The sequence below is a fragment of the Streptomyces sp. NPDC096040 genome, from assembly GCF_040303265.1.
Lineage (GTDB): Bacteria > Actinomycetota > Actinomycetes > Streptomycetales > Streptomycetaceae > Streptomyces.
In genome coordinates this window covers 1-26,030 of the sequence record NZ_JBEOTA010000038.1, presented here as the reverse complement: position 1 = coordinate 26,030, position 26,030 = coordinate 1, and the positions used below count along the sequence as shown (strand labels likewise).

Here is a 26,030-nt window from a genome sequence, read left to right as displayed (position 1 = left end):
CCGTCAGGCGTCGATGACCGGCAACGGCCCTTCGGGCAGCGGCTGTTCGGCCCAGATGGTCTTGCCGCTGCCGGTCTGCCGACTGCCCCAGCGCTGGGTGAGCTGGGCGACGAGGAGCAGGCCCCGGCCTCCCTCGTCGTAGGCGTGCGCGCGACGCAGATGCGGTGAGGTCGAACTCCCGTCGGAGACCTCGCAGATGAGCGCACGGTCGCGGATCAGGCGTAGCTGGATGGGCGGTTCGCCGTAGCGGATGGCGTTGGTGACGAGTTCGCTGACGACGAGTTCGGTGACGAAGGCGGCCTCGTCCAGGCCCCAGACGGCGAGGCGTTCGGTGGCCGCCTGCCGGAAGTGCGCGACCTCGGCCGGGTCGGGCGGGACGTCCCAGGTGGCGACCCGGTCGGCGCCGAGGGCGCGGGTTCGGACCAGCAGGAGGGCGACGTCGTCGGAGGGCTGTTCCGGCAGGACGGCCTTGAGCACGTTGTCGCTGAGGGCCTCCAGCGAGTCGGCGGGTGCGCTCAGCGCCCGGCACATCTCCTCGGTGGCGCGGTCCACGTCCCGGTCCCGGTCCTCGATCAGGCCGTCCGTGTAGAGGCCGACGACGGCTCCCTCGGGCAGGTCGAGCTCCACCGCCTCGAAGGGCAGCCCGCCGACGCCGAGCGGCGGCCCGGCGGTCATCGGGACCAGCTCGGCCTCGCCGCCGGGCAGTACGACGGCGGGTGCCGGATGCCCCGCGGCGGCGAGGGTGAGGCGGCGCGAGACCGGGTCGTAGACGGCGTACAGGCAGGTGGCGCCCAGTTCGGCGACCTCCTCGCCACAGCCGCCCGCGGCCAGGTGGGTCACCAGGTCGTCGAGGTGGGTGAGCAGCTCGTCGGGGGGCAGGTCGACGTCCGCGAGGGTGCGTACGGCCGTCCGCAGCCGGCCCATGGTGGCGGAGGAGCGGATGCCGTGGCCGACGACGTCGCCGACGACCAGGCCGACCCGGCTGCCGGAGAGCGGGATCACGTCGAACCAGTCGCCGCCGATGCCGGCCAGCGATCCGCAGGGCAGATAGCGGTGGGCCACCTCGAGGGCGGCCTGGCCGGGCAGACCGCTGGGCAGCAGGCTGTGCTGGAGGGCGAGAGCGGTGGAGCGCTCGCGGGCGAAGCGGCGGGCGTTGTCGATGCAGACGGCGGCGCGGCTGGCGAGTTCCTCGGCGAACACGGTGTCGTCGATGGCGTAGGCGTCGGGGTGGCGCATGCGCACGCCGACGGCGACGCCGAGCAGGACGCCCCGGGCCCGCAGGGGTACGGCGATCATGGAGTGGACGCCCCGACGGTATCTGCGGCCCTCGGGCGCACGGGCGTTGCGCTCCGCGACCCAGCGGCGGAACTCCGGCTCGCCGGACTGGCTGACCACCGCGTGCCCCTCCCGCAGTGCCCGGGCCGGCGGCGACGACGCCAGGTACACCTCCGTCTCACCCAGCCGTACGGCCGCCTCGGGGGTCCCCTCGGTCGCCGAGCCGTGGGCGACGCGGCGCAGCACGATGTCACCCTCCGGGACGGTGGGCAGTTCCTCCGCGCCGAGGACCCAGTCGAGCAGGTCGACGCTGGCGAAGTCGGCGTAGCGCGGCACGATGAGTTCGACGACCTCTTCTGCGGTGCGCACCACGTCCAGGGTGGTGCCGATGGAGGTGGCCGCCTCGTTGAGGAGGGCGAGCCGCAGCCGGGCCAGGTACTGCGGGGTGCTGTCGAAGGCGGCGAGGGCGACGGCGGTCAGCTCGCCGTCGGGGTCACGCAGGGGCCACATCTCGATGCTCCAGGCGTGCTCCCGGCTGAGGGCCGGGGCGCCGGTGAAGGTCTCGTAACGGGCGGGCCGGCCGGTCCGGACGACCTGGCGCAGATGGCTCAGGAAGCCCTGGCTGTGCGGGGTGTCCTCGACGGTGTCCAGGAAGAAGCGGCCGCGCAGGGCCTCCTCGGGGACGCCCATGACCTGGCCGGCCTCGTCGTTGACGCGGAGGTAGCGCTGGTGGACGTCGAAGACCGACATGGACATGGAGGCCTGCTGGAAGGCCTGTCCGGCCAGGGTGGGGTCGGGCTGTGAGGGCGGGTCGGCGGTGAGGACGTATCCGGTGGTCTCGCCGTCGGGGCCGAGGACCGGGCAGGCGGTCAGGGCGATCTCCAGTCGGCGTCCGTCGGCGTGGCGCAGGGCGACGGTCCCGGAGCGGGCGGCGAGCGCTGCCGGGGGGACCGGCTCGGCGAGCAGGTCGGCGGCGGGCCGGCCCACGACCTGCTCCGCCGGGCGTCCGGTGAGCACCCGCGCGCCTTCGCTCCACCCCGTCACCCTGCCCAGGGCATCGATGATCGCCGCGGCTGCGACACGCTCCATACGCCCCAGGATGGGACCTGTGCCCCACTGCATCAAGCGCGGGGACGGGCCGTCTCAGCCCTGATGACCGCGCAGTGCTGCGAGCGCCCGGTCGGCGTGCGTGTTCATGCGCAGCTCGCTGCGGACGACTTCCACGACCGTGCGGTCCTGGGCGATGACGAAGGTCGCGCGCTTGGTGGGGGCCAGTGCGATGCCGCGCTTGACGCCGAACCGCTCGCGAACCGTGCCGTCGCTGTCGGAGAGCAGCGGCATGCCGAGCGTGTGCTTGCCGGAGAACTCCTGCTGGCGCTCGACGCTGTCCCCGCTGATCCCGACCGGCCTGGCGCCGGCGGCGGCGAACTCGGCTGCCAGGTCCCGGAAGTGGCAGGCCTCGGTGGTGCAGCCGGGAGACAGCGCGGCCGGGTAGAAGAAGAGGACGACCGGCCCGTCGGCCAGCAGTTCCGTGAGTGTCCGCGTCGTGCCGGTCTCGTCCGGCAGCGCGAAGTCCTCGACCTTGCTCCCGACCTCGACGGTTCCCGCCATCTATCGGCCCTCCTCGTTGTGTGCGACACCGCGCGCCCACAGCACCAGGGGGACCTGGAGCGGCAGGCGGACGAGGGCCGCGGTCCTGAGCGGCTCGGGCCGCTTTCGCCAGTCGACGGCCATCTGCACGTTGGCCGGGAACACGCCGACGAAGAAGGCGGCGGCCGCCCGGGCCGCCACCCTGCGGGTGCCCGGCAGGGCGATCCCGGCGGCCAGCGCGAGTTCCACGGCCCCGCTGCCGTACGTCCAGGCCCGGGGCGAGCCCGGCAGTGCTTTCGGGATCGTAGCGTCGAACGACTTCGGCGCCGCGAAGTGCGCCACTGCGGCGGTGGCCAGCAGCCCCGCCAGCAGCAGGGGTGAACGTTCGGACCGGGACACGGCGCCTCCTCTGACGGCCTGCCGCAGGACACTACCGGGCGGTACCGGCCCGCTCGCCGTCAGGGTCTGTGCTGGGTCGTCCGCACAGGCCGGCGGCTCACACGGTCCGGCCCGAGGGCACCGTCTCGCCGGACTCCGGGCCGGGCTCGTCCTCGACCGCGTACGTCAGAAAGTCGTCGACCATGCGGTGAAAAAGCGTGGCCAGCTGCCGCAGCTCCGCCGGCTTCCACTCGCCCAGGGCCAGCTGCATCCCGCGCGCCCCGGCGTCCCGGACCCGGTCGACGGCCTCCCGTCCGGCGTCGGTGAGCTCGATCCGCTGGGCGCGGCGATCGTCGGGATCGGGGACCCGGGTGACATAGCCCGACCTCTGGAGCTGCTGCACCGTCCGCGTCACATGGGACGCCTCGACTCCGAGCCGCTGCGCGAGCTCCCCCGGGCGCAGCGGCTGGGAGTCGGCGACCTGGCGCAGCAGGGCCACCGCGGCGCGGTCCAGCGGGACACCGGCGAGGGCCATCAGCCGCTCGTGCTGCCGGGCCCGGGTGCTCAGATAGGTGATGCGCGTCAGCGCACGCTCGATCTCGATGACCTCCGGCGTGGCGGCGGGGACGGCTGGCAGGGGTTCTGTGGGCATACCAGCCAGTTTACCATATCGTTGCGTAACTCAAGTAAGTTACTGCGTGGGTTTACGCACCCTACTGCACAGCGCGTACCGACCGGGCCCGCGCGGTCATGTTCCATGACGCCTTCAGCGGGCCCGTCTCCTCGGCCACCGCCGCACTGCGCTCCCCCGCATAGAACACCCCGTCGGCACCGTCCGCGGCCGGAAGGCCCTTCAGGGTGCCGAGTGTGTCGTCCACCGCGCCGACGAAGGCCTCGGGGTCGCCGAAGGCCGCCGGATCGAGGGCGATGAGCAGGGCGTTCTGCCGGTGCCTGCGGTCGCCCGCGTGGAAGGAGAAGACCGGCGCCCCGACCAGCACGCTGGTCAGGAGTTCGAAGGCCAGGGACGTACCGGACCCCTTCGCGCCGCCCAGCGGCAGCGGCACGACCGCCTCTTCCGGGTCGGTCGTCGGGGTGCCGTCCTCCGTCGCGGCCGCGCCCTCGGGCAGCGGGGTTCCGCTCGCCCTGGCCTGGCGGATCTTGCGAAAACTGCACGCCAGGGGGCGCCCGTCGGCGGGCTCGCGGCCTGACGTCGGTCGGCGTAGAACGTCGTAGCGGAGAGGAACCCCCGGATGACCACCATCATCAAGGCCGCGTCCGTACCCCTGCTCGACCGGGGCGGTGCGGTCCTGTCGACACCGCTGATCACCACGCCGTCGGCGGGCGGGGAGAACCTGATCACGAGCGGGATGTGTCTATCCGGTCGGCTCCGGCGCGCCGTTGCACTCGCACAACTGCGACGAGCACGTGACCGTCCTCGAGGGTGAGGCGGAGGTCTGGGTGGACGTCGAGGTGACCCGGCTGGAGCGGTTCGACACCACCCACATCCCGTCCCCCGTCCCCCACCTGTTCCGCAACCTCGGCGACACCCCGCTGCGGATCCTGTGGGTGTACTCGTCGGGATATGTCACCCGGACCTTCACGGAGACGGGAAAGACGGTCGAGCACCTCTCCGCCGAGGACCAGATGGGCTGAGCCCCGTCCCCGGGGACGTCCCAGGCGTCCCGGGGCACGCGGGGACGACATGGTCGCCCTCGGCCATGGCAATCCTCCGAACTGTGATCACGCTTCGTGGTCACAAGCACGACAGCACGGAGGTTTCCATGTCCCGTCGGATCCTGAAGAGCGGCCTGCTGGCCACGGTGGCGGTGTTCGCGTTCCTGCCCACGGCCGGGGCCGCCACCGCGAGCGCCGCCACCCCGAACCCCGCACCGCACGGAATCGTCGTCCAGTACTACAACTACACCACCCTGCCCGCCCCGGCGGCCCACCGTCACTACTACCGCACCCTGGGCCGGGTGACCACGCACCACCACGTCCGGCTCAACGTCCGCTCCGGCCCGAGCACCCGCTACCGCGTCGTCGGCCACCGTCACAACAACCGGTTCGTCCCGGTGGCCTGCAAGGCGTACGGCGGCTCGGTGCGCGGCAACCACACCTGGTACCGGCTCCCGCACCGCAAGGGGTTCGTCTCCAGCCGCTACGTCCGGGTCGGCCACGCCGTTCCGTGGTGCTGACGGGTTCCTCCCGCCGTACTCCCTGACCGCCGAAGGCCTGTTCGGGAACCCCGCGTTCCCGAACAGGCCTTCGGCATGCACCCCCCGATTCACCCTCTTCACCCCAGTTCGCCGATTGCGCCCCCGGTACCCATGGGAAGCCATCCCGGCAACAGGGGCGAAACGCCCATAGCGTAATGAAGTTGGGGCACGCGACATGCGGCACTCCGAAGGAGCGACCACCACCCCACCCGACGAGTCCCCGGCGGCAAGCCTGCGCGAGCTGAAGGAGCGTACGGGGCTGAGCCTGGCGGCGCTGGCCGCCCGCACCCCGTACAGCAAGTCCGCCTGGCACCGCTATCTCACCGGCGCCAAACGGCCGCCGCGCCCGGCCGTGGAGGCACTGGCCCGGCTCGCGGGCGCCGACCCGGCGGCCGTGGTGGCGCTGTGCGAGGCCGCCGAAGAGCGGCCGGCCGCGGCTCCGGCCCCGGAGCCGCGGCCGAGGCGGTGGTGGCGGCTGCCGCTGACGGCGCTCGCGCTGCTCGCCGTGGCCGGGGTGACGGCTGCCGCCGTGACCGTGTCCGACCGGCGCGCCGCCCAGGGTGCGCAGCCGGTGTCGGGGGCGCCGCGCTGTCACGGGCGGTCCTGTCAGGGCGAGTTGCCGGACGCCTCGGCGTGCGCCCGGGACGCACAGACCAAGAGCAGGGTCACCGGCACCGCGTACGACGTCCGGCTGCGCTACTCCCCCACCTGCGGCACGGCGTGGTCCGAGGTGCGGCTGCACGCCCCGCACGCCCGGGAGGTCTCGGTCCGGTCCGGGCAGGACGTGCTCTCCGCGAGCTATCCCGCCGCCGACTCCGTCGGCTACACCAGCCCGATGCTCGCGGTGCCGACACCCCGGGGGGTGGAGGCGTGTGCGGAGGTCGAGGACAAGCTGGCGTGCACCGGACTGGAGGCCGAGCCCGGCCTGGAGGAGTGAAGAAGTGGCGCCGCGCCCGTGGAAGGAGCCCGGCGCCGGACCGGTCGCGGACACCGGTCAGTGGGCGGCGACCAGTTGCTCCCGGTCGTTGCTGCGCTGCGGCTGCCTGGCCGAGCGCAGGGCGGCGATGCCGATGAACACCATCGAGGAGACACCGGCCAGCGCGAAGGCGGTGAAGCCCCAGTCTCCGTTGCCCGCCGCGAGCAGCCGGCCGCCGAGCCAGGGGCCGAAGACGGCACCGAAGCGGCCCATGCCCGAGGTCCAGCCGACGGCCGTGGCCCGGTTGTCCGGGGTGGAGCCATCTCTGTCTCCTCGGAGTGGGGGACTCCGCTCGGTGCGGAGCGCCGGGACGATGGGCTCGAGGCCTCGATGAACACATGCAAACAGGGAGGGCTGTCCGCTTCCGGTCAGTTTCCTGACATGAAGCTGACGTGGTCCACGTCACATGACAGTGCTGTTGCGATATCGCGTGCGACCCGGATGGTCACTGCAACTCCTTTAAGAAGATGGATCATTGAGGTGACGGAGTGCCGCCGTGCGTCCGCCGGGGCGGTCGGCGTTCCGCCGCCCCGGTGGCGCCACCTGACAGGCGACGAGGGGAGATATGGATTTGCTCCCGGATTCCATCGCGAAGCAGTCACAGATCCCCCGGCGACTCCCCCAGCGAGTAGCCGATCCCCCGCCGGGTGTGGATCAGCGCGGGCCCGCCCGGATTCACCTTGCGCCGGAGCCGGGAGACCAGTTGCTCGATGGCGTTGTCGCCCCGGAACTCGCCCCAGACGTACCGGCTGATCTGCTCCTTGGACAGCACCTTGTGTGCGTTGACGAGCAGGTGGCGCAGCAGTCGGTACTCGGCGGGCGTGAGGTCGAGGACGCGGCCGCCCCGGCGGGCCCGGCAGGTGCTGTCGTCCACGACCAGGTCGGCGTGGTCCAGCCTGCCGCCCCGTCAGCCGCCGTCACCGACGTCCCGGAGCAGCACCTTCACCGGGGCGAGGACTTCGGCGATCCGGAAGGGCTTGGTGACGTAGTCACGCTCGCCGGCGCCGATCTCGGGCACCAGCCGGGCCAGGGACTCACAGGCGGCCAGCAGCAGGACGGGCGGCCGGTACGCCGGTTTGAACCGGCCCCGGACCAGGTCGTCCATACCAGGCAGTTCGGCATCCATGACGACCAGGTCGAACCGCTGCGCCACAAGCCGCCGCGCCACTTCGGCCCCGCCGCCCGCGGCACCGGCCCGGTAGCCCGCCAGCGCCAGGGTGGTGGTGAGGAGATCGGCGGTGTCCGGGTCACCGGCGGCGACCAGAAGCCTCTACCCACTGCCGCAGGCCAGCGGTTGGGGTGACGGAGAGCTGCCGTACAAGGGATGACCCGTTCGTTCGAGGCTCGGCCAATTCGCTTGCTTGACTCAAGTAAGACACATGTGCTTGCCTAACTCAAGCAACTGGGGCGCCGCTGAGCGGAGGCCGCCCCGAGGGTCTGCCCCGGCGGACAGGCCCTGGCGCCGAACCCGTGGGGACGGGGACCGGCGCAGCCCTCGGGCCGGGACGCCGGCCCACTCCCCCGGGCCCGGCACCCGGCCCGAGGGCACCTCCCGGCCGCACCACCACCGGGCTAGCCGAGACGCCAGTCCGCCTCAGCACCTCCAGAAAGCGAGAGTCACCCCATGGCCACGATGAAGTCCGTACAGACCGGTGGCGTCGGCAAGATCGAGGTCGTGGACGTCGAACGTCCCGTGCCCGGCCCCGGGGACGTGCTGCTGAAGATCCACGCGGGTGGCATCTGCGGCACCGACGTCACCTTCCTGCACATGGGCGGCATGCCCTCCCGTTCCGACCTGGGCGGCGACCTCGTCCCGATCGCCCTGGGCCATGAGCCGGCCGGCGAGATAGTCGAGGCCGGCGTCGAGGTCACGGGGCTGAAGGTGGGCGACCGCGTGGTCGTGAACCCGCAGGCGGCACCCACCGGGATCATCGGCTGCGGCGGCAGGTACGGCGCCCTGAGCGAATATCTGCTGATCGAGAACGCCGAGGCCGGCCGGAGCGTCGCGGTGTTCCCGGGCACCGTGCCGTTCGAGGTCGCCTCCCTGAACGAGCCGATGGCCGTCTCCCGGCACGCGGTCAACCGCTCCGCCGCCGGACCCGACGACAAGGTGGTCGTGTTCGGCGCCGGACCGATCGGGCTGGGCGCGGCGATCTGGCTGAAGCTGCGCGGGGTCGAGCACGTCGTCGTCGCGGACGTGATCCCCGGCCGCCTGAAGAAGGCCCTCGCCGTCGGCGCGGACGCGGTCGTCAACTCGGCCGAGGAGGACGTCACCGCGCGGCTGACCGAACTGCACGGGCAGAGCGCCAACGCGCTGGGCCAGCCCCGCCCGGGGACCGACATCTTCATCGACGCGGCCGGTGCTCCGGCCGTCTTCAACACCGTGGTGGCCAACGCCAAGTGGCACGCCAGGCTGGTCATGGTCGCCGTGCAGAAGAAGGGCGAGATCGACCTCGGCGGCATGCTGCGCAGCGAGCTGACGCTCGTCGCCTCGCAGGGCTATCCGACCGAGATCTTCGAGGTTACCCCCGAACTGGTCGAGCACCACGAGCGGTTCGCGAAGCTGATCAGCCACCGCGTCCCGTTCACCGAGGTCCAGCATGCCTTCGAGCTGGCGCTCACCCCTGGCGCCGCGGAGAAGGTCGTCGTCACCTTCGACGCGTAGCGGTGACGGGCGCCAGCCACAGCCCCAGGAGCGCGTCGGTGAGCCCCGTGGCCGCGTCGCTCCAGGTGGCACGGGGGGTTTCGGTGCCCTCGGCGAGGGCGCGCTCGCGCTCCGCGCAGGTGTGCAGGATCAGCGTCCGCGCCATCTGGCCGCGTTCGGCGCGGACTTCGGCGGGCAGCTCCGGCAGCCGCCGGTTGAGCCCGGCGACGGCCTCGCGCAGCGAGGAGGAGGCGAGGGACTCCTCGACCATGATCTCGTAGAGGGCCGGATCGGTCGCCACCTGGGCGCAGAAGCGGGCGTACCACGTGGGGCTGCCCAGGCTCGCGAGGTGTTCGGTGATCGGGCGGACCAGGCAGTCCACCCAGTCACGGGCGTCGTCGGAGTCGCCGGTCGCGGCAAGCAGCCGGACCCGGATCTCCTCGATCCGGTCGAAGTGCCGGGCGGCGATCGCGCGGACCAGGTCGGCCTTGGTGCCGAAGTGGTAGCCCACGGCGGCGTTGTTGCCCTGGCCGGCGGCCTCGCTGACCTGACGGTTGGACACGGCGTACACGCCCTGTTCGGCGAAGAGCCGTTCCGCCGTGCTCAGGATGGCCTCCCGTGTCGCGCTGGCCTGCTCCGCCCGCGCCGTCCTGCCCGCCATACCCACCACCGCTCCGGGACCGCACATCACCCGGTCCGGCGGGTCCGCGAGCCGTACCGGGGCCTCGCCCGGGGCGGCGAGGTCCAGCCGAAGAAGCCTACGCGGCAGTGACGCGCAGTGTGATCCGGCCATACCAGTAAGATAAGTCAAGCGACTGACTTAACTCATGCTCATGTCGCTTCGTGCCGCCCCCTGTTCTGCCTACGGAGGTCCTCTCCATGTCCGAAGCCCCTGTCCAGCCCGCCGGATCCCCGAGACCAGCCCGCCCGAATCCGAACGTGGTGGTGGCGGTGCTGGCCCTGGCCGGTATCACCGTCTCGCTGATGCAGACCCTGGTGATCCCGATCGTCCCGGAGCTGCCGAAGTACCTCAACGCCTCCGCGTCCAACGCGGCGTGGGCGGTGACGGCGACCCTGCTGGCCGCCGCCGTGGCCACCCCGGTGGCCGGCCGTATCGGTGACATGTTCGGCAAGCGGCTGATGCTCCTGGTCAGCCTGGTGCTGCTGGTCTCGGGCTCGGTGGTGTGCGCGCTGAGCGACACGCTGGTCCCGATGATCGTCGGCCGTACTCTCCAGGGTCTGGCGGCGGCCGTGGTCCCGCTGGGCATCAGCATCATGCGCGACGAGCTGCCGCCGGAGCGTCTGGCGGGCTCGACGGCGCTGATGAGCGCCTCGCTGGGCGTCGGCGGCGCGCTGGGGCTGCCGGCCGCGGCCTTCATCGCGGACCACTTCGACTGGCATGTGCTGTTCTGGACCTCGGCCACCCTCGGGGCCGTCACGTTCCTTCTGGTCATGCTGCTGGTGCCGGAGTCCAAGGTGCGCTCGGGCGGCCGCTTCGACGCGGTGGGCGCGGTGGGCCTGGCGGTCGGCCTGGTCTCGCTGCTGCTCGCCGTCTCCAAGGGCGCCGACTGGGGCTGGGCGAGCGGCACCACGCTCGGCCTGTTCGCGCTCGCGGTCGTGGTCCTCGTCGCCTGGGGCTTCTTCGAGCTGCGCACCACCCAGCCGCTGGTCGACCTGCGCACCACGGTCCGCCGCCAGGTGCTGTTCACCAACCTTGCCTCGATCGCGTTCGGCTTCTCGATGTTCGCGATGTCCCTGGTGCTGCCGCAGCTGCTCCAGCTGCCGACCCAGACCGGGTACGGCCTCGGCAAGTCGATGATGACCGTCGGCCTGGTCATGGCCCCGCAGGGTCTGGTCATGATGGCCTTCGCCCCGGTCTCGGCCGCCATCACCAAGGCCAGGGGCCCGAAGATCACGCTGATGACCGGCGCGGTGATCGTCGCCGCCGGCTACGGCCTCAACATCGTCCTGATGTCCGCGGTCTGGCATCTGATCCTGGTCTCCTGCATCATCGGCGCCGGTATCGGCTTCGCCTACGGCGCGATGCCCGCGCTGATCATGGGGGCCGTCCCGGCGTCGGAGACGGCCGCCGCCAACAGCCTCAACACGCTGATGCGGTCCATCGGTACGTCGGTGGCCAGCGCCCTCGCCGGTGTGATCCTGGCGCAGATGACCATCAGTCTCGGCGGCTACACCCTGCCCTCCGAGAACGCGTTCAAGGTCGTCATGGCGATCGGTGCGGGCGCGGCCGTGCTGGCCTTGGTCCTCGCCTCCTTCCTGCCCGGCCGCCGCCCGGCGGACGCGGAACCCGCTCCGGCGCCGGTCGAGCCCGCGGCCGAGTCGGTGCACTGAGCGACCCGTAGGGAGGAGCGGGCCGCGCCGTCCGTCGAGGGCGAGGCGCTCAGCCGCTCGTCAGCCGCCCCGGAGCCGGCTCGCCCATGACCTTCTCCTCATCTCTCCCGGGCCGTCCGTGTCGCCGCAGCGCGGACGGCCCGCCCGCCGTATCGCGGACGAGGGTCACGCTCACCGCGCGGGAGCGCGAGGTCATGGCGCTGGCGGCACAGGGCCGCTCCAACGAGGAGATCGCCGGGAAGCTGTTCGTCTCCCCGCTGACCGTGTGCACCCACATCCACCGGGCGATGACCAAGCCGGACGCCCGCGACCGGGCCCAACTCGTGGTGATGGCCTACCAGTCGGGGCTGGGGCAGCTTGCGCCGCCGGCGAGCGGCTCCTGAAGGCTGTTCGGGGGAACCGGCGCCGGAAGAGGCGTGCCACGGCCGTAGGCGGTTCACATCTTCTGCCGTGACCACCGCCCTGCCGAAGATCCCGCCCATGCTCGCCACGCCCGGCAGGCTGCCGCCCGCCGCGCAGGACGCCCGGTGGGCGTACGAGACCAAGCAGGACGGCCAGCGCGCGGTCGTCTACCTGCCCGGTGACGGCGGTCTGCTGCTGCGCGCCCGGTCCGGCGAGGAGATCACCGCCGCGTATCCCGAACTGCGCCCGCTGGGCGGGATGCTGGGCCGGGTACCGGCGATCCTGGACGGCGAGGTGCTGGCCCTCGACGAGAACGGGCGCGCCGACTTCCAGCTGCTGCAGAGCCGGATGGGCCTGGCCCACGCCCCGGCCCGCGCGGCCCGGATGGCGGCCCGGGTCCCCGTCCATCTGGTGCTGTTCGACGTGCTGCACCTGGAGGGCGCCCCGCTGCTGAGGGTGCCGTACGCGCAGCGGCGGACCCGGTTGGAGGCGCTCGGCCTCGACGGGCCTTACTGGTCGACGCCCGGGGCCGTCGTCGGGCACGGCGCCGAGGCGCTGCGGACCACCCGGGAGCACGGTCTTGAGGGCCTGGTCTGCAAACGGCTGGACTCGGTGTACGAGCCGGGGGTGCGGTCCCGCGCCTGGATCAAGATCCGGAACATGCGCGCCGAGGACGTGGTCGTCGGCGGCTGGCTCCCGGGCAAGGGGCGGCTGACCGGGCTGCCGGGCGCGGTGCTGGTCGGCCAGCGGTCCGCCGACGGCCGCCTGCGGTACGTCGGCGGGGTGGGCACCGGCTGGAGCGAGACGGAACGGACCGACCTGGCCGCGCTGTTGCGGGCCGCCGCGACCGACGCCTGCCCCTTCGTCCCGGTCCCGCCGGTCCCGGGCGCCCACTGGGTGCTGCCCCGGCTGGTCGGCGAGGTCAGCTACAGCACCAGGACCCGGGCCGGGCTGCTGCGCCAGCCGTCCTGGCTGCGGCTGCGCCCGGACCTCACACCGGAGGAGTCGGCGGCGGACCTGCCCGACGGCATCGGCTGACCGACGCGAACGACTGTTGGGCGGGGCTTCACCGGCGGGACACCCGGGGCGACTTGGCAAGGTCTTGACCGAACGGGAAGCTGAACTCTCCTTCCCCCCGCAGCAGTTGGAGGCCTCCGTGTCGTCACGGACGTTCCGCATCGGTCGCCGCGGATGGCTGACCGGACTCGCCGGTGCCGCCGCCCTGATCGTCGCCTTCCCCGCCGCCGCCTTCGCCGCCCGCCAACGCCGAGCCGGTCGAGAAGACCTACCAGCCGGCCTTCGACTACGACACCGACGGCTGCTACCCGACGCCCGCGGTCGGCCCCGACGGCACGGTCAACGGCGGCCTCAACCCGACCGGCGCGCTCAACGGCTCCTGCCGGGACGCCTCCGACCTCGAGAACACCAACAGCTACCGGGATTCATTCGCAGTGCTCCGGCCAGGCGCACCCGCTTCCGCGTCGACCTCCGCGGCGCGGACGCCGACCGGCTCAACCTCGGCGGCGATCAGCACATCGACGCCGTGGCGGACGAGGAGACCGGAGCACTGCTCACCCCGGCCGAGCACCGTGACCCGCTGCGCAACCGCGGTCTGCTGCGCACTCCGCTCGCCCCCGCCGTGTCGACCCAAGACGCCGACCTGTTCCTCCCCTTCGGCCGGCGGCCGGCGGCGTGACGGGACTCTGTTTCGCCGAGCGGAGGCCGACAGGATGTCGGAATCCTCGGCCGGCACGAAGGTCTATCGTGTCCTCATGTCCGTGCCAGAGTTGATCCGTATCGTCTCCCGCGACTCTCCGATGGCGCTCGCTCAGGTGGCCCGGGTCCGGGCCGAGTTGGCCGCCCTCCATCCGCAGGTGCGCACCGAGGTCGTGCCGGTGAAGACGACCGGCGACAAGTGGCTGGGCGATCTTTCCCAGGTCGAGGGGAAGGGGGCGTTCACCAAGGAGGTGGACGCTGCGCTGCTGGCCGGCGAGGCGGACCTCGCCGTGCACTGTGTGAAGGACGTGCCGGCGGACCGGCCGCTGCCCGCCGGGACCGTGTTCGCGGCGTTCCTGAAGCGGGACGACATCCGTGATGCCCTGGTCCACCCGGACGGGCTGACCCTGGACCAGCTGCCGCCGGGCACCCGGATCGGCACCTCCGCGGTCCGCCGCATCGCCCAGCTGGCGGCCACCCATCCGCATCTGGAGTGTGTTCCGTTCCGGGGCAACGCCAACCGGCGCCTGGAGAAGCTCGCCGCCGGGGACGCCGACGCGCTGCTGCTCGCGGTGTCGGGCCTGGAGCGGATCGATCGTACGGACGTGATCAGCGAGGTGCTGGACCCGGAGACGATGATGCCGCCGATCGGCGCGGGCATCCTCGCACTGCAGTGCCGGGAGGGCGACACCGAGCTGATCGACGTGGTGAGCGAGCTCGGTGACCCGGACACCTACCGGGAGGCCACCGCCGAACGGATGTTCCTGCACGTCCTCCAGGGGCACTGCAACAGCCCGATCGCCGGGTACGCCCGGGTCGACGGCGGCGGTGAACTGTCGCTGCGCGCCTGTGTGTTCACACCGGACGGCAAGACCCGGCTGAACGCGCACGAATGGGCGGGCCGTCTCGACCCGGCGACACTGGGCACCTCGGTCGCCGTGGCCCTGCTGCGGCAGGGCGCCCGCGAGATCATCGATGGCATCCCGCACTAGGACACCCCTCGGGGACGCCCCCTTGACAACTAGGCGGAGGAACCGGGCTCCGTCTGGTCCTTGAGGAAGGCGCTCACCTGGTGGGCCAGGCTGCCCGGCCCGGCGCTCTGGCAGGCCGTGGCGGCGGTCGACTCCTGTACGCCGATGCCGCCCGCCCACAGCCGGCGGTCGGTCCAGTCCTCGTCGACGCGCAGCTGGATCTGGATGTCCACCTGGGTGAGGGCGGCCTCCGGGCCGGCGGCGTAGAGAACGGCGGTGGCGCGGCGCAGCGGGTAGACGTCAAAGCCCTCGATGAACTGGGAGCTGCGCCAGTCGATGAACGCGCCCTCCCCGTCGGGGCCCACCCGCACGTCGATCTGGCCGTCCTCCAGCTGAACGCTGAAGTGACGGGAGCCGCGGTTCTCCACGGTCACCCGGACACTGAAGTACGTCAGCCCGGCCGCGGCGTCGTCCCGGCCGCGCGGCGGCTCGGCCTCCGCCAGGCGGTGGACGCGGACCCGCAGACCGGCATGCTCTTCGTACTCGTGCCAGTCCCCGACCACGTTCGGCTCGTACACAGTGCCCCTCTCGACCACCGCTGTTTATCTGTGCGCTCAGCGCACTGTCAAATGAGCGGAATGCGCTGTGGCCAGGGGGTTCGCCCGCTTTGATCGCTGATCAAAGCGTTGCGCAGCGGTTATCCCGCCCCGGGACTCCGGGGCGGGACGAAGGCGCGTGCCGCACATCACGTCGGCGTCTTACCCGCGGCAAGATCAGCGGGCCAGGCGGCCGAGCAGCGACGAGGCGGCGGCGATACCGAGGGCGGCGGCGACCGCCAGCACGGCGAAATCGAGGCCGAGATGCGAGGGCGTGCCGAGCAGCAGCCCGCGCAGGGCGTCGACCTGGTAGCTCAGCGGGTTGATCTTGCTGACCACCTGGAGCCAGCCCGGCATGATCGCCACCGGGTAGAGGGCGTTGGAGCCGAAGAACAGCGGCATGGTGATCGCCTGTCCGATGCCCATCAGCCGGTCACGGCTCAGGACGATTCCCGCGATGCTCATCGACAGGCAGGAGAAGAAGGCCGAGGCGAGGACGACGGCCAGCCCGACCCCCAGCAGCTTCAGCGGGTTCCAGGTGAGGGAAACCCCGAGGATCGCGGCGATCACGATCACCACCACGGCCTGGATCAGGGACTTCACCCCGGCCGCGAAGGCCTTGCCGGTGATGAGCGCCGAGCGCGGGGTGGGGGTGACGAGGAGCTTGTTGAGGATGCCGGCATCGCGCTCCCAGATGATCTGGATGCCGTAGAAGATCGCGATGAACATCGCGGACTGGGCGATGATGCCGGGCGCGAGGTAGTCGATGTAGGGGATGCCGCCGGTGGGTATCGCCTTGATCCGGGTGAAGGTCTGCCCGAAGATCAGCAGCCACAGGGCCGGCTGTATCGCCCGGGTGTAGAGCTCGGTGCGGTCGTGGCTGAGCTTCTGCAGCTCTACGGCGCACATGGCGACGACCCGGGCCGGCAGCAGCTGCCACCCGGAGCGCGGCTGGGGCGGCGTCAGCAGCAGGGACGCCGCCGTGCGCTCAGCCGACGCGTTTCGCGGTGCGGCGGGTGCTTCGGACATCGCGGAAACCTCCTGACTGGTCGTCGAGGCCGCTGCCGGCCACGTCGCGGAAGACGTCTTCGAGAGTGGGCAGGGTGTCGGTGCCCTGGCGTTCGGCGAGGCCGCGCCTGAGCTCGTCGGGGGTGCCGAGGGCGCGGATGCGGCCGCGGTGCATCAGGCCGACCCGGCCGCAGTGCTGGTCGGCCTCGTCCATGTAGTGGGTGGTGACCAGGACGGTCATGCCGGTGGCTTCGCGTACGGCGTTGATCTGGTCCCACACACTGGTGCGGGCGATCGGGTCGAGGCCGATGGTCGGCTCGTCGAGGATCAGCAGCCGTGGCGCGCTGACCAGTGCCTGGGCGAGTTCGAGGCGGCGGACCATCCCACCGGAGTACGTGCCGGCGAGCCGGTCGGCGGCGTCGGCGAGGTCGACGGCCTCCAGCGCCTGCGCGACCCGCTCGGCGCGCTCGCGCCGGGGGACGTCGAAGACCCGGGCGAACAGGGCGACGTTCTCGCGTCCGGTGAGCCCGCCGTCGGCGGACAGCTGCTGCGGGACGTAGCCGAGCAGCCTGCGGACGGCCATCCGCTCCCGGCCGGTGTCGTGGCCGAAGACACGGACCATTCCGGCGGGGACCGGAAGCAGGGTGGTGATGCAGCGGATGGCGGTGGTCTTGCCGGCGCCGTTGGGGCCCAGCAGTCCGAAGACCTCGCCCTCGCCGACGGCCAGGTCGAGCCCGTCGACGGCCTTGGTCTCCCCGAAGGTGTAGGAGAGCCCGGTGCAGTCGACTGCGGTGGTGTCCGGCGTCATGATTCCTCGGCCTCCTCGTGCAGGGTGACGGCCAGCTTGCGCAGCGCCGGAAGCGCGGCCTCGAGCGCCGCCCGGTCCGCTTCGTCGAGCCGGGACACATGGCTGACGACGAGGTCCGCGCGGCGCCGCTGCCAGTCCGCGAGGCGTTTCTCGGCGGCCTCGGTCAGCAGCAGGCGGGCGGCCCGGCGGTCGGCGGGGTCGGTCTCGCGGAGCAGGTAGCCGTCCTTGGCCAGCTGGTTGACCAGGGTCGACACCGAATTGCTCGCCAGGTACAGCTCCTTGGCGGCGTCCGAGATGCCGATCCCGGGCCGCGACTCGACCAGGCGCAGCAGCTCCACCTCGGCGCCTCGCAGCCGGGGCAGCGCGAGCCCGCGGCGTAGTCGGCGGCGGATCAGCCGCTGGATACCGACGAGCGCGTCGGCCACCTCTTCCGGAAAGGCCTCGGATTTCACACCCCGAAGATTACCTCTGCAACAGAGGTAATTTACCCAAGAAGGAGTCAAGACAGAAGAGACCAATTCCACCTTTTTGAGTGGCTTGTTTGACTATGCCCCATTTGGGGCATGCCCCCCTCAGTGCTTCGGACCGGAGGCACGTGCGTGGGAGCCACTTTCCGCCGGTGCCCCCGTGTTCTCCCGGGGTCCGAGTGCGTTCCTCCCACGGTGTCCGTCCACACAGCACCCGCTGAGGAGGTGCGCGCCATGCGTGCCACCACCGCCACCACCAAGCCCCATCCACACGACGACGCCCCTGACACGGCCGAGGACTTCACCCGGCTGGCCGGACTGCCAGAAGGCCCCGAGCGCCGGGCATTGCGCGACGGCCTGGTCGAGGTCTGGCTGCCCATGGCCGAGCGGATCGCCGTACGGTTCCGCGGCCGCGGAGAGACCCTGGAGGACCTCTACCAGGTCGCCGCGCTGGGGCTGGTGAAGGCCGTCGACCACTACGACCCGGCGCGCGGCCGGGCTTTCGAGGCGTACGCCGTGCCGACGATCACCGGCGAGATCAAGCGCCACTTCCGTGACCACATGTGGACCCTGCACGTGCCACGACGGGTGCAGGAGCTTCGCAACCGGGTTCGGGTCGCCCTCAAGGAGCTGGACCAGGCCTCGCCGGGCGGCGCGCCCACCGTCGCCGAGATCGCCGAGCGGGCCCGGCTCACCGAGAGCGAGGTGCGGGCCGGGATGGAGGCCCTGGACTGCTTCTCGGCGCTGTCGCTGGACGCCGAGGTGTCCGGCGCCGACGGCTATGCGCTCGGCGACACCCTGGGCGGCCCCGACCCCGGCTACGACCTGATCGTCGACCGCACGGCGGCCGAGCCCTGCCTTCAGGGCCTTCCCGAGCGTGACCGGCTCATCCTCTACCTGCGGTTCTTCCACGGTATGACGCAGAGCCGGATCGCCGAGCAGCTGGGCGTCTCTCAGATGCATGTGTCCCGGCTGCTCAGCGCCTGCTTCGAGCGGCTGCGCGAGGAGCTGCTGGCCGAGACGGGCTGAGTCTCACGCGGTCGGTGCGCCGGGGATCTGTGTCGGCCCGTGTCGGTCGAGGGTGTCCTCCAGTTCGGCGCGGATCTCGGCGGGCATGTCGCCGGTGCGCCCCCAGAGGAGGATCAGCTCCGCGACGTTGCGGAGCTTGGTGTTGGTGTGCTGGGAGACCTCCTTGAGCACCTCCCACCCCTCGTCGGGGGCGACCCGGCCGAGCGCTACCACCATCCCGATCGCCTGGTCCACCACGGCATGGGAGGCGACGGCCTCCTTGAGCTGGTCGATCTCCTCCTGGAGGTGGAGGATGAAGTCCGCCTCGCTCTCGCTGTCGCTCACTCACCCATCGTCGCCACTCGTCTGGCCGAGTGCCACCGGGGTACTCGGCAGGCACCCCCGCCGCTTCCGGTTGGAGACTGGTGTAAGACCGGTAGCCCGCCGGCCCCGACCCCAGGACGAGTGCCATGAACAACGACACGCCTGCCCCCGGCCCCGTGAAGAAGCAGCGAGACGTCCTCTCCACGCACTCGGTCTTCGGCGCCCCCTGCTGGGTGAGCCTGACCAGCCGGGACCTCCAGACGACCGAGGACTTCTACAGTGCCGTGCTCGGCTGGCGATGGCGCAGTGTGAGGCTCGGCGACCACTTCCGGATCGCCCTGGCGGACGGGGTACCGGTCGCGGGTATCGCCGCGGTCGCCGCGATGTGGCAGATGGCGGTGGCCTGGACGCCGTACTTCGCCGTCCCGGACGCGGACGAGGCGGTCGCCAGGGCCCGCGAGCGCGGCGGCACCCCGGCGGTGGGGCCGCTGTCCTTCCCGCCCGGCCGGGCGGCGCTGCTCGCCGACCGGGACGGGGCGATCTTCGGCATCTGGGAGGGCGAGCTGGTCTCCAACTGGGAGACCTGGCGGCAGGCCGCACCCACCTTCATCCGCCTGCACACCCGCAACGCCTTCGACTCGGCGATCTTCTACGGCGAGGTCCTCGGCTGGGCCTCCGGCAAATCTGGCTGCTGCGAGGTGGAGTACGAGGGCGGCGAGGTCGTGCTCCGCAGCCGGGGCAACGTCGTGGCCCGTATCGACTCCGGGGCGGTGGAGACGGCCCCCGACCCGACGGTGCGGCCGCACTGGCAGATCCACTTCGCGGTCAACGACGTCGGCGAGTGCGCACGGGCGGCCGAGAAGCACGGCGGCAGCGTCCTCCTGGAGAAGGACACCGAGGCCATACTGCGCGACCCGGACGGGGCTCAGTTCACCGTGACGGCACGCCCCCTTCTCCCCTGACTTCTCCCCTGATCCCTCAGTCCTTGCCGCGGGAGGGCCGGGACAGCAGGACCAGGCTGCGGGCCTCGGCACGCACTCTGGTGCCCGCCTTGCGTTCGCGTTCGTCGGGGATGCCGTCGGGCTCGGCGGTGTCGATGAGGGCCGTCCAGCGTTCGCCGTAGGAGTCGTCGGGCAGCCGGAAGTCGACCGGTTCCCAGCAGCTGTTGAGGAGCAGCAGGAACGAGTCGTCGACCAGGCGCCGCCCGTAGGGGTCGCGTTCGGCGATGGCGTCGCCGTTGAGGAAGACGCCGACCGAGTGCGCGTCGGGGCGCTGCCAGTCCCGGTCGGTCATCTCGCGGGCGTCGGGCAGGAGCCAGACCAGGTCGGGCAGTGGCTGTCCCGGGTGCATGGCGGTCTCGCCGCGGAAGAAGCGGCGCCGGCGCAGCACGGGGTGGGCGGCGCGCAGCCCGATGACGTACCGGGTGAAGTCGCTGAGCGTCCGCTGTTCCTCGGTGAGGTCCCAGTCGGTCCAGGAGACCTGGTTGTCCTGGCAGTAGGCGTTGTTGTTGCCGCGTTGGGTGCGGCCGAGTTCGTCGCCGTGGCTGAGCATCGGGATGCCCTGGGACAGCAGCAGGGTGGCGAGGAAGTTGCGCTGCTGGCGGGCCCGGAGTTCGAGGACGGCCGGATCCTTGGTGTCGCCCTCGGCACCGCAGTTCCAGGACCGGTTGTGGCTCTCGCCGTCCCGGTTGTTCTCGCCGTTGGCCTGGTTGTGCTTGTCGTTGTACGAGACCAGGTCGCGCAGGGTGAAACCGTCGTGCGCGGTGACGAAGTTGACGCTCGCGCGCGGTCGGCGGCCCCGCTGCTGGTACAGGTCGGAGGAGCCGGTGAGCCGGGAGGCGAACTCGCCGAGCGAACCCGGCTCGGCCCGCCAGAAGTCCCGTACGGCGTCCCGGTACTTGCCGTTCCACTCCGACCACAGTGGCGGGAAGTTGCCGACCTGGTATCCGCCCTCCCCCACGTCCCAGGGCTCGGCGATGAGCTTCACCCGGCTGATCACCGGGTCCTGCTGGATCAGGTCGAAGAACGCCGACAGCCGGTCCACCTCGTGGAACTGCCGCGCCAGGGTGGCCGCGAGGTCGAAGCGGAAGCCGTCGACATGCATCTCGGTCACCCAGTAGCGCAGCGAGTCCATGATCAGCTGAAGGACGTAGGGGTGGCGCATCAGCAGGCTGTTGCCGGTGCCGGTGGTGTCGTAGTAGTGCGCCCAGTCGCCGTCGACGAGCCGGTAGTAGGAGGCGTTGTCGATGCCCCGGAAGGACAGCGTGGGGCCCATCTCGTTGCCCTCGGCGGTGTGGTTGTAGACCACGTCGAGGATCACTTCGAGGCCGGCCGCGTGCAGCGCCTTGACCATCGCCTTGAACTCGTTGACCTGCTGGCCCCGGCTGCCGAAGGCGGCGTAGGCGTTGTGCGGGGCGAAGAAGCCGATGGTGTTGTAGCCCCAGTAGTTGGACAGGCCCCGGTCCTGCAACACCCCGTCCTGCACGAACTGGTGGACCGGCATCAGCTCGACCGCCGTGACGCCGAGCGAGGTCAGGTGCTCGAGGACCGCCGGGTGGGCGAGACCGGCGTAACTGCCCCTGAGCCGTTCGGGTACCTCCGGATGGCTGCGGGTGAGGCCGCGGACATGGGCCTCGTAGATCACCGAGTCGGAGTAGGCCCGCCGGGGCGGACGGTCGTCACCCCAGTCGAAGTAGGGGTCGGTGACCACACCGAGCATGGAGTGCCCGGCACTGTCGGCCGGGGACGGCCCGCCCGGTGTGCGCTCGTACAACGAGGCATGGTTGTCGATCTGGCCGTCGACCGCCCGGGCGTACGGATCCAGGAGCAGCTTCGCCGGATTGCACCGGTGGCCGACCTCCGGGTCCCAGGGGCCGGTCACCCGGTAGCCGTAGCGCTGCCCCGGCCCGACGCCGGGCAGATAGGCGTGCCAGACGAAGCCGTCGACCTCGGTCATCGGCACCGGCCGCTGGGTGCCGGCGTCGTTCACCAGGACCAGCTCGACCCGCTCGGCGACCTCGCTGAACAGGGCGAAGTTGGTGCCCTGTCCGTCGAAGGAGGCACCCAACGGGTAGGGGTGCCCGCTCCACACGGGCACCCCTTTCCGGGACTTCCGAGCCGTCACCGGGCGCCCTCCAGAACGCCCTCGGCGGATGCGGCCAACTGGGCGACGGGGAGGGCCCGTGGCGCCCGGAGCGTCCGGCGCAGGCTGGGCGCCGGCGCGGACGGGACCAGCGGGACGCGCTCCCCGGACCGGGCTCGCTGCGAGAACCAGATGATCTTGCTGCCGGTCTCCGGGGCACAGCACCCCCAGCCGTCGCTGGTGGCGGCGAGATGCGCCAGGCACGACCGCAGATCCTGGTCGGGGCGCAGGTCACGGTCGTCGTCGCCGATGGCGGTGATGAGGTGCTGCCCGTTCCACCACATCTCGATGGACGTGTGTTTGTCCGTCGCGTGCTGGTCGATGGCGGTCAGCAGCAGTTCGACACCGCGGCAGACGGGATCCACGAGGTTGTCGAGGTCCCAGTAGCGGAGATGGGCGGCCAGGATGCGGCTGACCTGTCCCACCCGTTCCGGGCTGACCTCAACGTCGAGGTGGTAGTAGCAGGGCACTGCGGTCTTCATTGTCGCTGGCTCCTCACCCGGCGCGGCTCCCGCTCCCCTCACCCGTCCGGAAATCCGTTCCGGACGCGTAGCGTGAGCACTGATCGCTTCTGAGTCACCTCCCACAGTGCGGGCGCTACGCCATTCGTGCAACACGAGAGCCGCATGAGGTGGTTGAAGGTCCAACAAGACGCTCGGTCGTCATCCGTGCACCATGAGTGAAAGCCTCGATTCGCCGTAACAGCTCCGTGCCTCTTCCGTGCCCGGACGCTCCCCGACCGTCGGGGACACGTGCCCACTCGAGAGCGTCGGAAGGAAAGACACGGCCATGCTGCTACCCGCGAAGGCCGAGGTGGCCCGGCAGCTGCGGCGCTACCGGGCGTGGGAGCGTGTCATGCTCGCCTCGCCGCAGGACCGCGAGGTGCGGTCCACCTTCGAGGACTCGGGCTACACGCTGTGCGTGCTGATGGGCAAGCGCTGCGCCCGGGAGGCGGTGGACGCGGCCGAGCGCTATCTGCGCACCAGCCTCGTCACCTATCTGCGGGAACAGGGCGGCCGGACCCAGCTGAGCGGGAAGGTCCGGCGGGGTCCGCCGTCGGACCGGAGCTCCGCGAGGCAGTGATCCGCAGGCGGACCCCCGCGGGATGACACCAGTCCTCCCGCGCACTACGGACCGCGGAGCCGGGCCCGGGCCCGGCTCCGCGCACGGCGGAGGTGAGACCCATGAAGGCGACAGAGGCCATCGGCCGTGTTCCGGTGCGTGACGTGCAACCGGCCGTGGAGAGCGGCGGGCGTCCGGCGAAGGCGGTCCCCGGCGAGACCTTCCAGGTCACCGCCACCGTCTTCCGTGAGGGTCATGACGCCGTCGGCGCCAATGTGGTGCTGTGCGACCCCGAGGGCCGGCCCGGCCCCTGGGCGCCGATGCGGGAGCTGGTCCGCGGCACCGACCGCTGGGGCGCCGAGGTCACCCCGGACGCGACCGGACGCTGGACGTACCACGTGGAGGCCTGGAGCGCCCCGCTCACCACCTGGCGGCGGCACGCGCGCGTGAAGATCCCGGCGGGCATCGACACCGGTCTGGTCCTGGAGGAGGGCGCCGAGCTGTACGCGCGCGCGGCCGCCGGGGTTCCCGAGGGACCGGAGCGCGAGCGGGTGCTGGCGGCGGCCCGGGCCCTGGGCGACGACACCCTCCCCCTGCACACACGTCTGGCGAGCGCGCTGGCTCCCGAGGTGGACGAGATCCTGGCCCGGTATCCGCTGCGGGAGTTGGTGACCGCGTCCGAGCCGCTGCCCCTGCTCGTCGAGCGCGAGCGGGCCCTTTTCGGCTCCTGGTACGAGTTCTTCCCGCGCTCCGAGGGGACCGAGGACCGGCCGCACGGCACCTTCCGGACAGCGGCCCGGAGGCTGCCCGCGATCGCCGAGATGGGCTTCGACGTCGTCTACCTCCCGCCGATCCACCCCATCGGGACCACCTTCCGCAAGGGCCGCAACAACACCCTCGCCCCCACCCCCGACGATGTCGGCGTGCCCTGGGCGATCGGTTCCCCCGAGGGCGGCCACGACGCCGTCCATCCCGATCTGGGGACCCTGGAGGACTTCCAGTGGTTCGTGGCCGAGGCCGGCCGGCACGGCCTGGAGGTCGCGCTGGACTTCGCATTGCAGTGCTCACCCGACCATCCCTGGGTGGACAAGCACCCCGAGTGGTTCCACCACCGGCCCGACGGGACCATCGCCTACGCCGAGAACCCGCCGAAGAAGTACCAGGACATCTACCCCATCGCCTTCGACGCCGACATGCCAGGCCTGATCGCCGAGACGGTCCGGGTGCTGCGGCACTGGATGGACTGCGGGGTACGGATCTTCCGCGTCGACAACCCCCACACCAAACCCGTCGTCTTCTGGGAACGGGTGATCGCCGAGATCAACCGCACCGATCCCGACGTGATCTTCCTCGCCGAGGCCTTCACCCGGCCCGCGATGATGCGCACCCTCGCCCAGATCGGCTTCCAGCAGTCGTACACCTATTTCACCTGGCGCAACACCAAGCAGGGACTCACCGAGTACCTCACCGAACTGTCCGGCGAGAGCGCCGCCTGGATGCGGCCCAACTTCTTCGCCAACACCCCGGACATCCTGCACGCCTACCTCCAGCACGGCGGCCGCCCCGCCTTCGAGATCCGTGCCGTGCTCGCCGCCACCCTCTCCCCCACCTGGGGCATCTACAGCGGCTACGAACTCTGCGAGAACACCCCGCTCAAGGAAGGCAGCGAGGAGTACCTCGACTCCGAGAAGTACCAGCTCAAACCCCGCGACTGGGCCCGCGCCGAGACGGAGGGCATCGCACCCCTCGTCACCCGCCTCAACACCGTCCGACGCGGTCACCCCGCGCTCCAGCAGCTGCGCAACCTGCGCTTCCACCACACGGACAACGACTCCGTCATCGCGTACAGCAAGCGCGCCGGGGAGGACACCGTCCTGGTGGTCGTCAACCTTGATCCGCACCACACCCAGGAGGCCACGGTCTCGTTGGACATGCCGCGACTCGGCCTGGACTGGAACTCCGCCCTGTCCGTGCGGGACGAACTGACGGGTGAGACCTACTCATGGGGCAGGACCAACTATGTGCGCCTCACACCCGGCCAGGCACCGGCGCATGTGCTCCAGGTAGGGCGACCGACACCAGCGAACGGAGGGCCCAGCGCGTCATGACTGTCAACGACCCCGTCCCGGACACCTTCGAGGACACTCCCGCAAAGGACCGGGACCCGGAGTGGTTCAAACGCGCCGTGTTCTACGAGGTCCTCGTCCGTTCCTTTCAGGACAGCGACGGTGACGGCATCGGCGACCTGAAGGGCCTGACCGCCAAGCTCGACTATCTGCAGTGGCTCGGTGTCGACTGCCTGTGGCTGCCTCCGTTCTTCAAGTCGCCGCTGCGGGACGGCGGTTACGACGTCTCCGACTACACCGCCGTACTCCCCGAATTCGGTGACCTCGCCGACTTCGTGGAATTCGTGGACGCGGCCCACCAGCGCGGCATGCGCGTGATCATCGACTTCGTCGTCAACCACACCAGCGACCAGCACCCTTGGTTCCAGGAGTCCCGGAAGAACCCCGAGGGGCCGTACGGCGACTACTACATGTGGGCGGACGACGACAAGCAGTACCAGGACGCGCGGGTCATCTTCGTCGACACCGAGGTCTCCAACTGGACCTTCGATCCCGTGCGTGGCCAGTACTACTTCCATCGTTTCTTCTCGCACCAGCCCGACCTCAACTACGAGAACCCGGCGGTTCAGGAGGAGGTCCTGGCCGCGCTCCGGTTCTGGCTGGACCTGGGCATCGACGGCTTCCGCCTGGACGCGGTGCCGTATCTGTACGCGGAAGAGGGCACCAACTGCGAGAACCTGCCGCCCACCCATGAGTTCCTGAGGCGGGTCCGGCGCGAGATCGACGCGATGTATCCGGACACCGTGCTGCTGGCGGAGGCGAACCAGTGGCCCGAGGACGTCGTCGACTACTTCGGCGACTACGACAAGGGCGGCGACGAATGCCACATGGCATTCCACTTCCCGGTCATGCCGCGCATCTTCATGGCCGTGCGGCGAGAATCCCGTTACCCCGTCTCGGAGATCCTCGCCAAGACGCCGGCCATTCCGTCCGGCTGCCAGTGGGGCATCTTCCTGCGCAACCACGACGA

At 71.2% G+C, this 26,030-nt stretch carries 29 protein-coding genes and 3 pseudogenes; 16 read left to right on the top strand and 16 right to left on the bottom strand.

What is annotated here, in order from left to right; translation table 11 throughout:
• Positions 1-3: 3 nt before the first annotated feature.
• The 5 genes from ABTY98_RS36125 to ABTY98_RS36105 form a co-directional block, all read right to left on the bottom strand.
• A complete protein-coding gene (locus ABTY98_RS36125) occupies positions 4-2,364 on the bottom strand; it encodes an ATP-binding SpoIIE family protein phosphatase (RefSeq protein WP_352225340.1) in 2,361 nt (786 codons plus the stop codon).
• Positions 2,365-2,418: 54 nt separating this feature from the next.
• On the bottom strand, positions 2,419-2,886 hold the full coding sequence (locus tag ABTY98_RS36120) for a peroxiredoxin (protein ID WP_352225339.1): 468 nt from the start codon (positions 2,884-2,886) through the stop codon (positions 2,419-2,421).
• Positions 2,887-3,264 carry a DoxX family protein gene (locus tag ABTY98_RS36115; RefSeq protein ID WP_352225338.1) on the bottom strand — a complete coding sequence of 126 codons (378 nt, stop codon included), beginning with the start codon at positions 3,262-3,264 and terminating at the stop codon, positions 2,887-2,889. It abuts the gene before it with no gap.
• Between the two features lie 97 nt (positions 3,265-3,361).
• A complete protein-coding gene (locus ABTY98_RS36110) occupies positions 3,362-3,895 on the bottom strand; it encodes a MarR family winged helix-turn-helix transcriptional regulator (protein ID WP_352225336.1) in 534 nt (177 codons plus the stop codon).
• Between the two features lie 61 nt (positions 3,896-3,956).
• Positions 3,957-4,400: an Ldh family oxidoreductase gene (locus ABTY98_RS36105; RefSeq protein WP_352225384.1), complete on the bottom strand. Its 444-nt coding sequence runs from the start codon at positions 4,398-4,400 to the stop codon at positions 3,957-3,959.
• Between the two features lie 93 nt (positions 4,401-4,493).
• Between ABTY98_RS36105 and ABTY98_RS36100 the strand changes: the two genes are divergently transcribed.
• The 4 genes from ABTY98_RS36100 to ABTY98_RS36085 all read left to right on the top strand — a co-directional run bounded on the left by ABTY98_RS36100 (position 4,494) and on the right by ABTY98_RS36085 (position 6,396).
• Entirely contained in the window at positions 4,494-4,688 is a 195-nt protein-coding gene (locus tag ABTY98_RS36100; RefSeq protein ID WP_352225335.1) for a hypothetical protein, read from the top strand.
• Positions 4,669-4,896, top strand: a complete 228-nt coding sequence (locus ABTY98_RS36095; protein WP_352225333.1) for a cupin domain-containing protein — start codon at positions 4,669-4,671, stop codon at positions 4,894-4,896. The genes ABTY98_RS36100 and ABTY98_RS36095 overlap by 20 nt, the downstream gene beginning before the upstream one ends.
• A gap of 128 nt (positions 4,897-5,024) precedes the next feature.
• Positions 5,025-5,438, top strand: coding sequence for an SH3 domain-containing protein (locus tag ABTY98_RS36090; RefSeq protein ID WP_352225332.1), 414 nt, complete (start codon positions 5,025-5,027; stop codon positions 5,436-5,438).
• A gap of 196 nt (positions 5,439-5,634) precedes the next feature.
• Positions 5,635-6,396 (top strand): XRE family transcriptional regulator, encoded by a 762-nt coding sequence (locus ABTY98_RS36085; RefSeq protein ID WP_352225330.1) that lies wholly within the window; start codon positions 5,635-5,637, stop codon positions 6,394-6,396.
• A gap of 57 nt (positions 6,397-6,453) precedes the next feature.
• On the opposite strand, the pseudogene ABTY98_RS36080 reads toward ABTY98_RS36085, so the two are convergent.
• The 3 genes and pseudogenes from ABTY98_RS36080 to ABTY98_RS36070 form a co-directional block, all read right to left on the bottom strand.
• A pseudogene (locus tag ABTY98_RS36080) lies at positions 6,454-6,693 on the bottom strand (MFS transporter); the annotation flags it as partial.
• Positions 6,694-7,033: 340 nt separating this feature from the next.
• Positions 7,034-7,309 (bottom strand): winged helix-turn-helix domain-containing protein, encoded by a 276-nt coding sequence (locus tag ABTY98_RS36075; protein WP_352225328.1) that lies wholly within the window; start codon positions 7,307-7,309, stop codon positions 7,034-7,036.
• A 33-nt stretch (positions 7,310-7,342) separates the two neighbouring features.
• The gene (locus ABTY98_RS36070; protein WP_352225383.1) at positions 7,343-7,699 is read right to left on the bottom strand and encodes a response regulator; all 357 of its coding nucleotides are present in this window, start codon (positions 7,697-7,699) and stop codon (positions 7,343-7,345) included.
• Between the two features lie 360 nt (positions 7,700-8,059).
• On the opposite strand from ABTY98_RS36070, the gene ABTY98_RS36065 reads away from it, so the two are divergent.
• Positions 8,060-9,100: a zinc-dependent alcohol dehydrogenase gene (locus ABTY98_RS36065; protein WP_352225327.1), complete on the top strand. Its 1,041-nt coding sequence runs from the start codon at positions 8,060-8,062 to the stop codon at positions 9,098-9,100.
• On the opposite strand, the gene ABTY98_RS36060 is transcribed toward ABTY98_RS36065, so the two are convergent.
• Entirely contained in the window at positions 9,084-9,740 is a 657-nt protein-coding gene (locus ABTY98_RS36060) for a TetR/AcrR family transcriptional regulator (RefSeq protein ID WP_352225382.1), read from the bottom strand. The genes ABTY98_RS36065 and ABTY98_RS36060 overlap by 17 nt on opposite strands.
• Positions 9,741-9,958: 218 nt before the next feature.
• Here ABTY98_RS36060 and ABTY98_RS36055 point away from each other — a divergent pair, with 218 nt between their 5' ends.
• From ABTY98_RS36055 to hemC, 6 genes and pseudogenes are all read left to right on the top strand, one after another.
• On the top strand, positions 9,959-11,431 hold the full coding sequence (locus tag ABTY98_RS36055) for an MFS transporter (protein ID WP_352225326.1): 1,473 nt from the start codon (positions 9,959-9,961) through the stop codon (positions 11,429-11,431).
• 170 nt (positions 11,432-11,601) lie between these two features.
• A pseudogene (locus ABTY98_RS36050) lies at positions 11,602-11,814 on the top strand (response regulator transcription factor); the annotation flags it as partial.
• 97 nt (positions 11,815-11,911) lie between these two features.
• A complete protein-coding gene (locus ABTY98_RS36045) occupies positions 11,912-12,871 on the top strand; it encodes an ATP-dependent DNA ligase (protein WP_352225381.1) in 960 nt (319 codons plus the stop codon).
• Positions 12,872-12,989: 118 nt separating this feature from the next.
• Positions 12,990-13,269: pseudogene (locus ABTY98_RS36040) on the top strand (NPP1 family protein); the annotation flags it as partial.
• 107 nt (positions 13,270-13,376) lie between these two features.
• Complete coding sequence (locus ABTY98_RS36035; protein ID WP_352225386.1) at positions 13,377-13,529, top strand: hypothetical protein; 153 nt, start codon at positions 13,377-13,379, stop codon at positions 13,527-13,529.
• Positions 13,530-13,605: 76 nt separating this feature from the next.
• Complete coding sequence (gene hemC / locus ABTY98_RS36030; protein WP_352225380.1) at positions 13,606-14,541, top strand: hydroxymethylbilane synthase; 936 nt, start codon at positions 13,606-13,608, stop codon at positions 14,539-14,541.
• Between the two features lie 29 nt (positions 14,542-14,570).
• Here hemC and ABTY98_RS36025 read toward each other — a convergent pair whose 3' ends face one another.
• From ABTY98_RS36025 to ABTY98_RS36010, 4 genes are all read right to left on the bottom strand, one after another.
• Positions 14,571-15,098: a hypothetical protein gene (locus tag ABTY98_RS36025; protein ID WP_352225325.1), complete on the bottom strand. Its 528-nt coding sequence runs from the start codon at positions 15,096-15,098 to the stop codon at positions 14,571-14,573.
• A gap of 195 nt (positions 15,099-15,293) precedes the next feature.
• Positions 15,294-16,145, bottom strand: a complete 852-nt coding sequence (locus ABTY98_RS36020; RefSeq protein WP_352225323.1) for an ABC transporter permease — start codon at positions 16,143-16,145, stop codon at positions 15,294-15,296.
• Positions 16,105-16,932, bottom strand: a complete 828-nt coding sequence (locus ABTY98_RS36015; protein ID WP_352225322.1) for an ABC transporter ATP-binding protein — start codon at positions 16,930-16,932, stop codon at positions 16,105-16,107. The genes ABTY98_RS36020 and ABTY98_RS36015 overlap by 41 nt, the downstream gene beginning before the upstream one ends.
• Positions 16,929-17,384 (bottom strand): MarR family winged helix-turn-helix transcriptional regulator, encoded by a 456-nt coding sequence (locus ABTY98_RS36010; RefSeq protein WP_352225321.1) that lies wholly within the window; start codon positions 17,382-17,384, stop codon positions 16,929-16,931. Before ABTY98_RS36010 ends, ABTY98_RS36015 begins: the two co-directional genes overlap by 4 nt.
• A 249-nt stretch (positions 17,385-17,633) precedes the next feature.
• On the opposite strand from ABTY98_RS36010, the gene ABTY98_RS36005 reads away from it, so the two are divergent.
• On the top strand, positions 17,634-18,428 hold the full coding sequence (locus tag ABTY98_RS36005) for an RNA polymerase sigma factor SigF (protein WP_352225320.1): 795 nt from the start codon (positions 17,634-17,636) through the stop codon (positions 18,426-18,428).
• A gap of 3 nt (positions 18,429-18,431) precedes the next feature.
• Here ABTY98_RS36005 and ABTY98_RS36000 read toward each other — a convergent pair whose 3' ends face one another.
• Positions 18,432-18,752 carry an ANTAR domain-containing protein gene (locus tag ABTY98_RS36000; protein ID WP_352225319.1) on the bottom strand — a complete coding sequence of 107 codons (321 nt, stop codon included), beginning with the start codon at positions 18,750-18,752 and terminating at the stop codon, positions 18,432-18,434.
• Between the two features lie 125 nt (positions 18,753-18,877).
• On the opposite strand from ABTY98_RS36000, the gene ABTY98_RS35995 reads away from it, so the two are divergent.
• On the top strand, positions 18,878-19,693 hold the full coding sequence (locus ABTY98_RS35995) for a VOC family protein (RefSeq protein ID WP_352225318.1): 816 nt from the start codon (positions 18,878-18,880) through the stop codon (positions 19,691-19,693).
• A gap of 16 nt (positions 19,694-19,709) precedes the next feature.
• Here the strand turns inward: ABTY98_RS35995 and glgX are convergent, their stop codons facing one another.
• On the bottom strand, positions 19,710-21,854 hold the full coding sequence (glgX, locus tag ABTY98_RS35990) for a glycogen debranching protein GlgX (RefSeq protein WP_352225317.1): 2,145 nt from the start codon (positions 21,852-21,854) through the stop codon (positions 19,710-19,712).
• Entirely contained in the window at positions 21,851-22,354 is a 504-nt protein-coding gene (locus ABTY98_RS35985; protein WP_352225316.1) for a pep a2, read from the bottom strand. The genes glgX and ABTY98_RS35985 overlap by 4 nt, the downstream gene beginning before the upstream one ends.
• Before the next feature lie 307 nt (positions 22,355-22,661).
• On the opposite strand from ABTY98_RS35985, the gene ABTY98_RS35980 reads away from it, so the two are divergent.
• From ABTY98_RS35980 to ABTY98_RS35970, 3 genes are all read left to right on the top strand, one after another.
• Positions 22,662-22,955 carry a DUF5133 domain-containing protein gene (locus ABTY98_RS35980; protein WP_352225315.1) on the top strand — a complete coding sequence of 98 codons (294 nt, stop codon included), beginning with the start codon at positions 22,662-22,664 and terminating at the stop codon, positions 22,953-22,955.
• A gap of 101 nt (positions 22,956-23,056) precedes the next feature.
• Positions 23,057-25,042: an alpha-1,4-glucan--maltose-1-phosphate maltosyltransferase gene (locus ABTY98_RS35975; RefSeq protein ID WP_352225314.1), complete on the top strand. Its 1,986-nt coding sequence runs from the start codon at positions 23,057-23,059 to the stop codon at positions 25,040-25,042.
• Positions 25,039-26,030: alpha-amylase family glycosyl hydrolase (locus tag ABTY98_RS35970; protein WP_352225313.1), on the top strand; the 992-nt coding region annotated here is incomplete at its 3' end. The genes ABTY98_RS35975 and ABTY98_RS35970, both read left to right, overlap by 4 nt.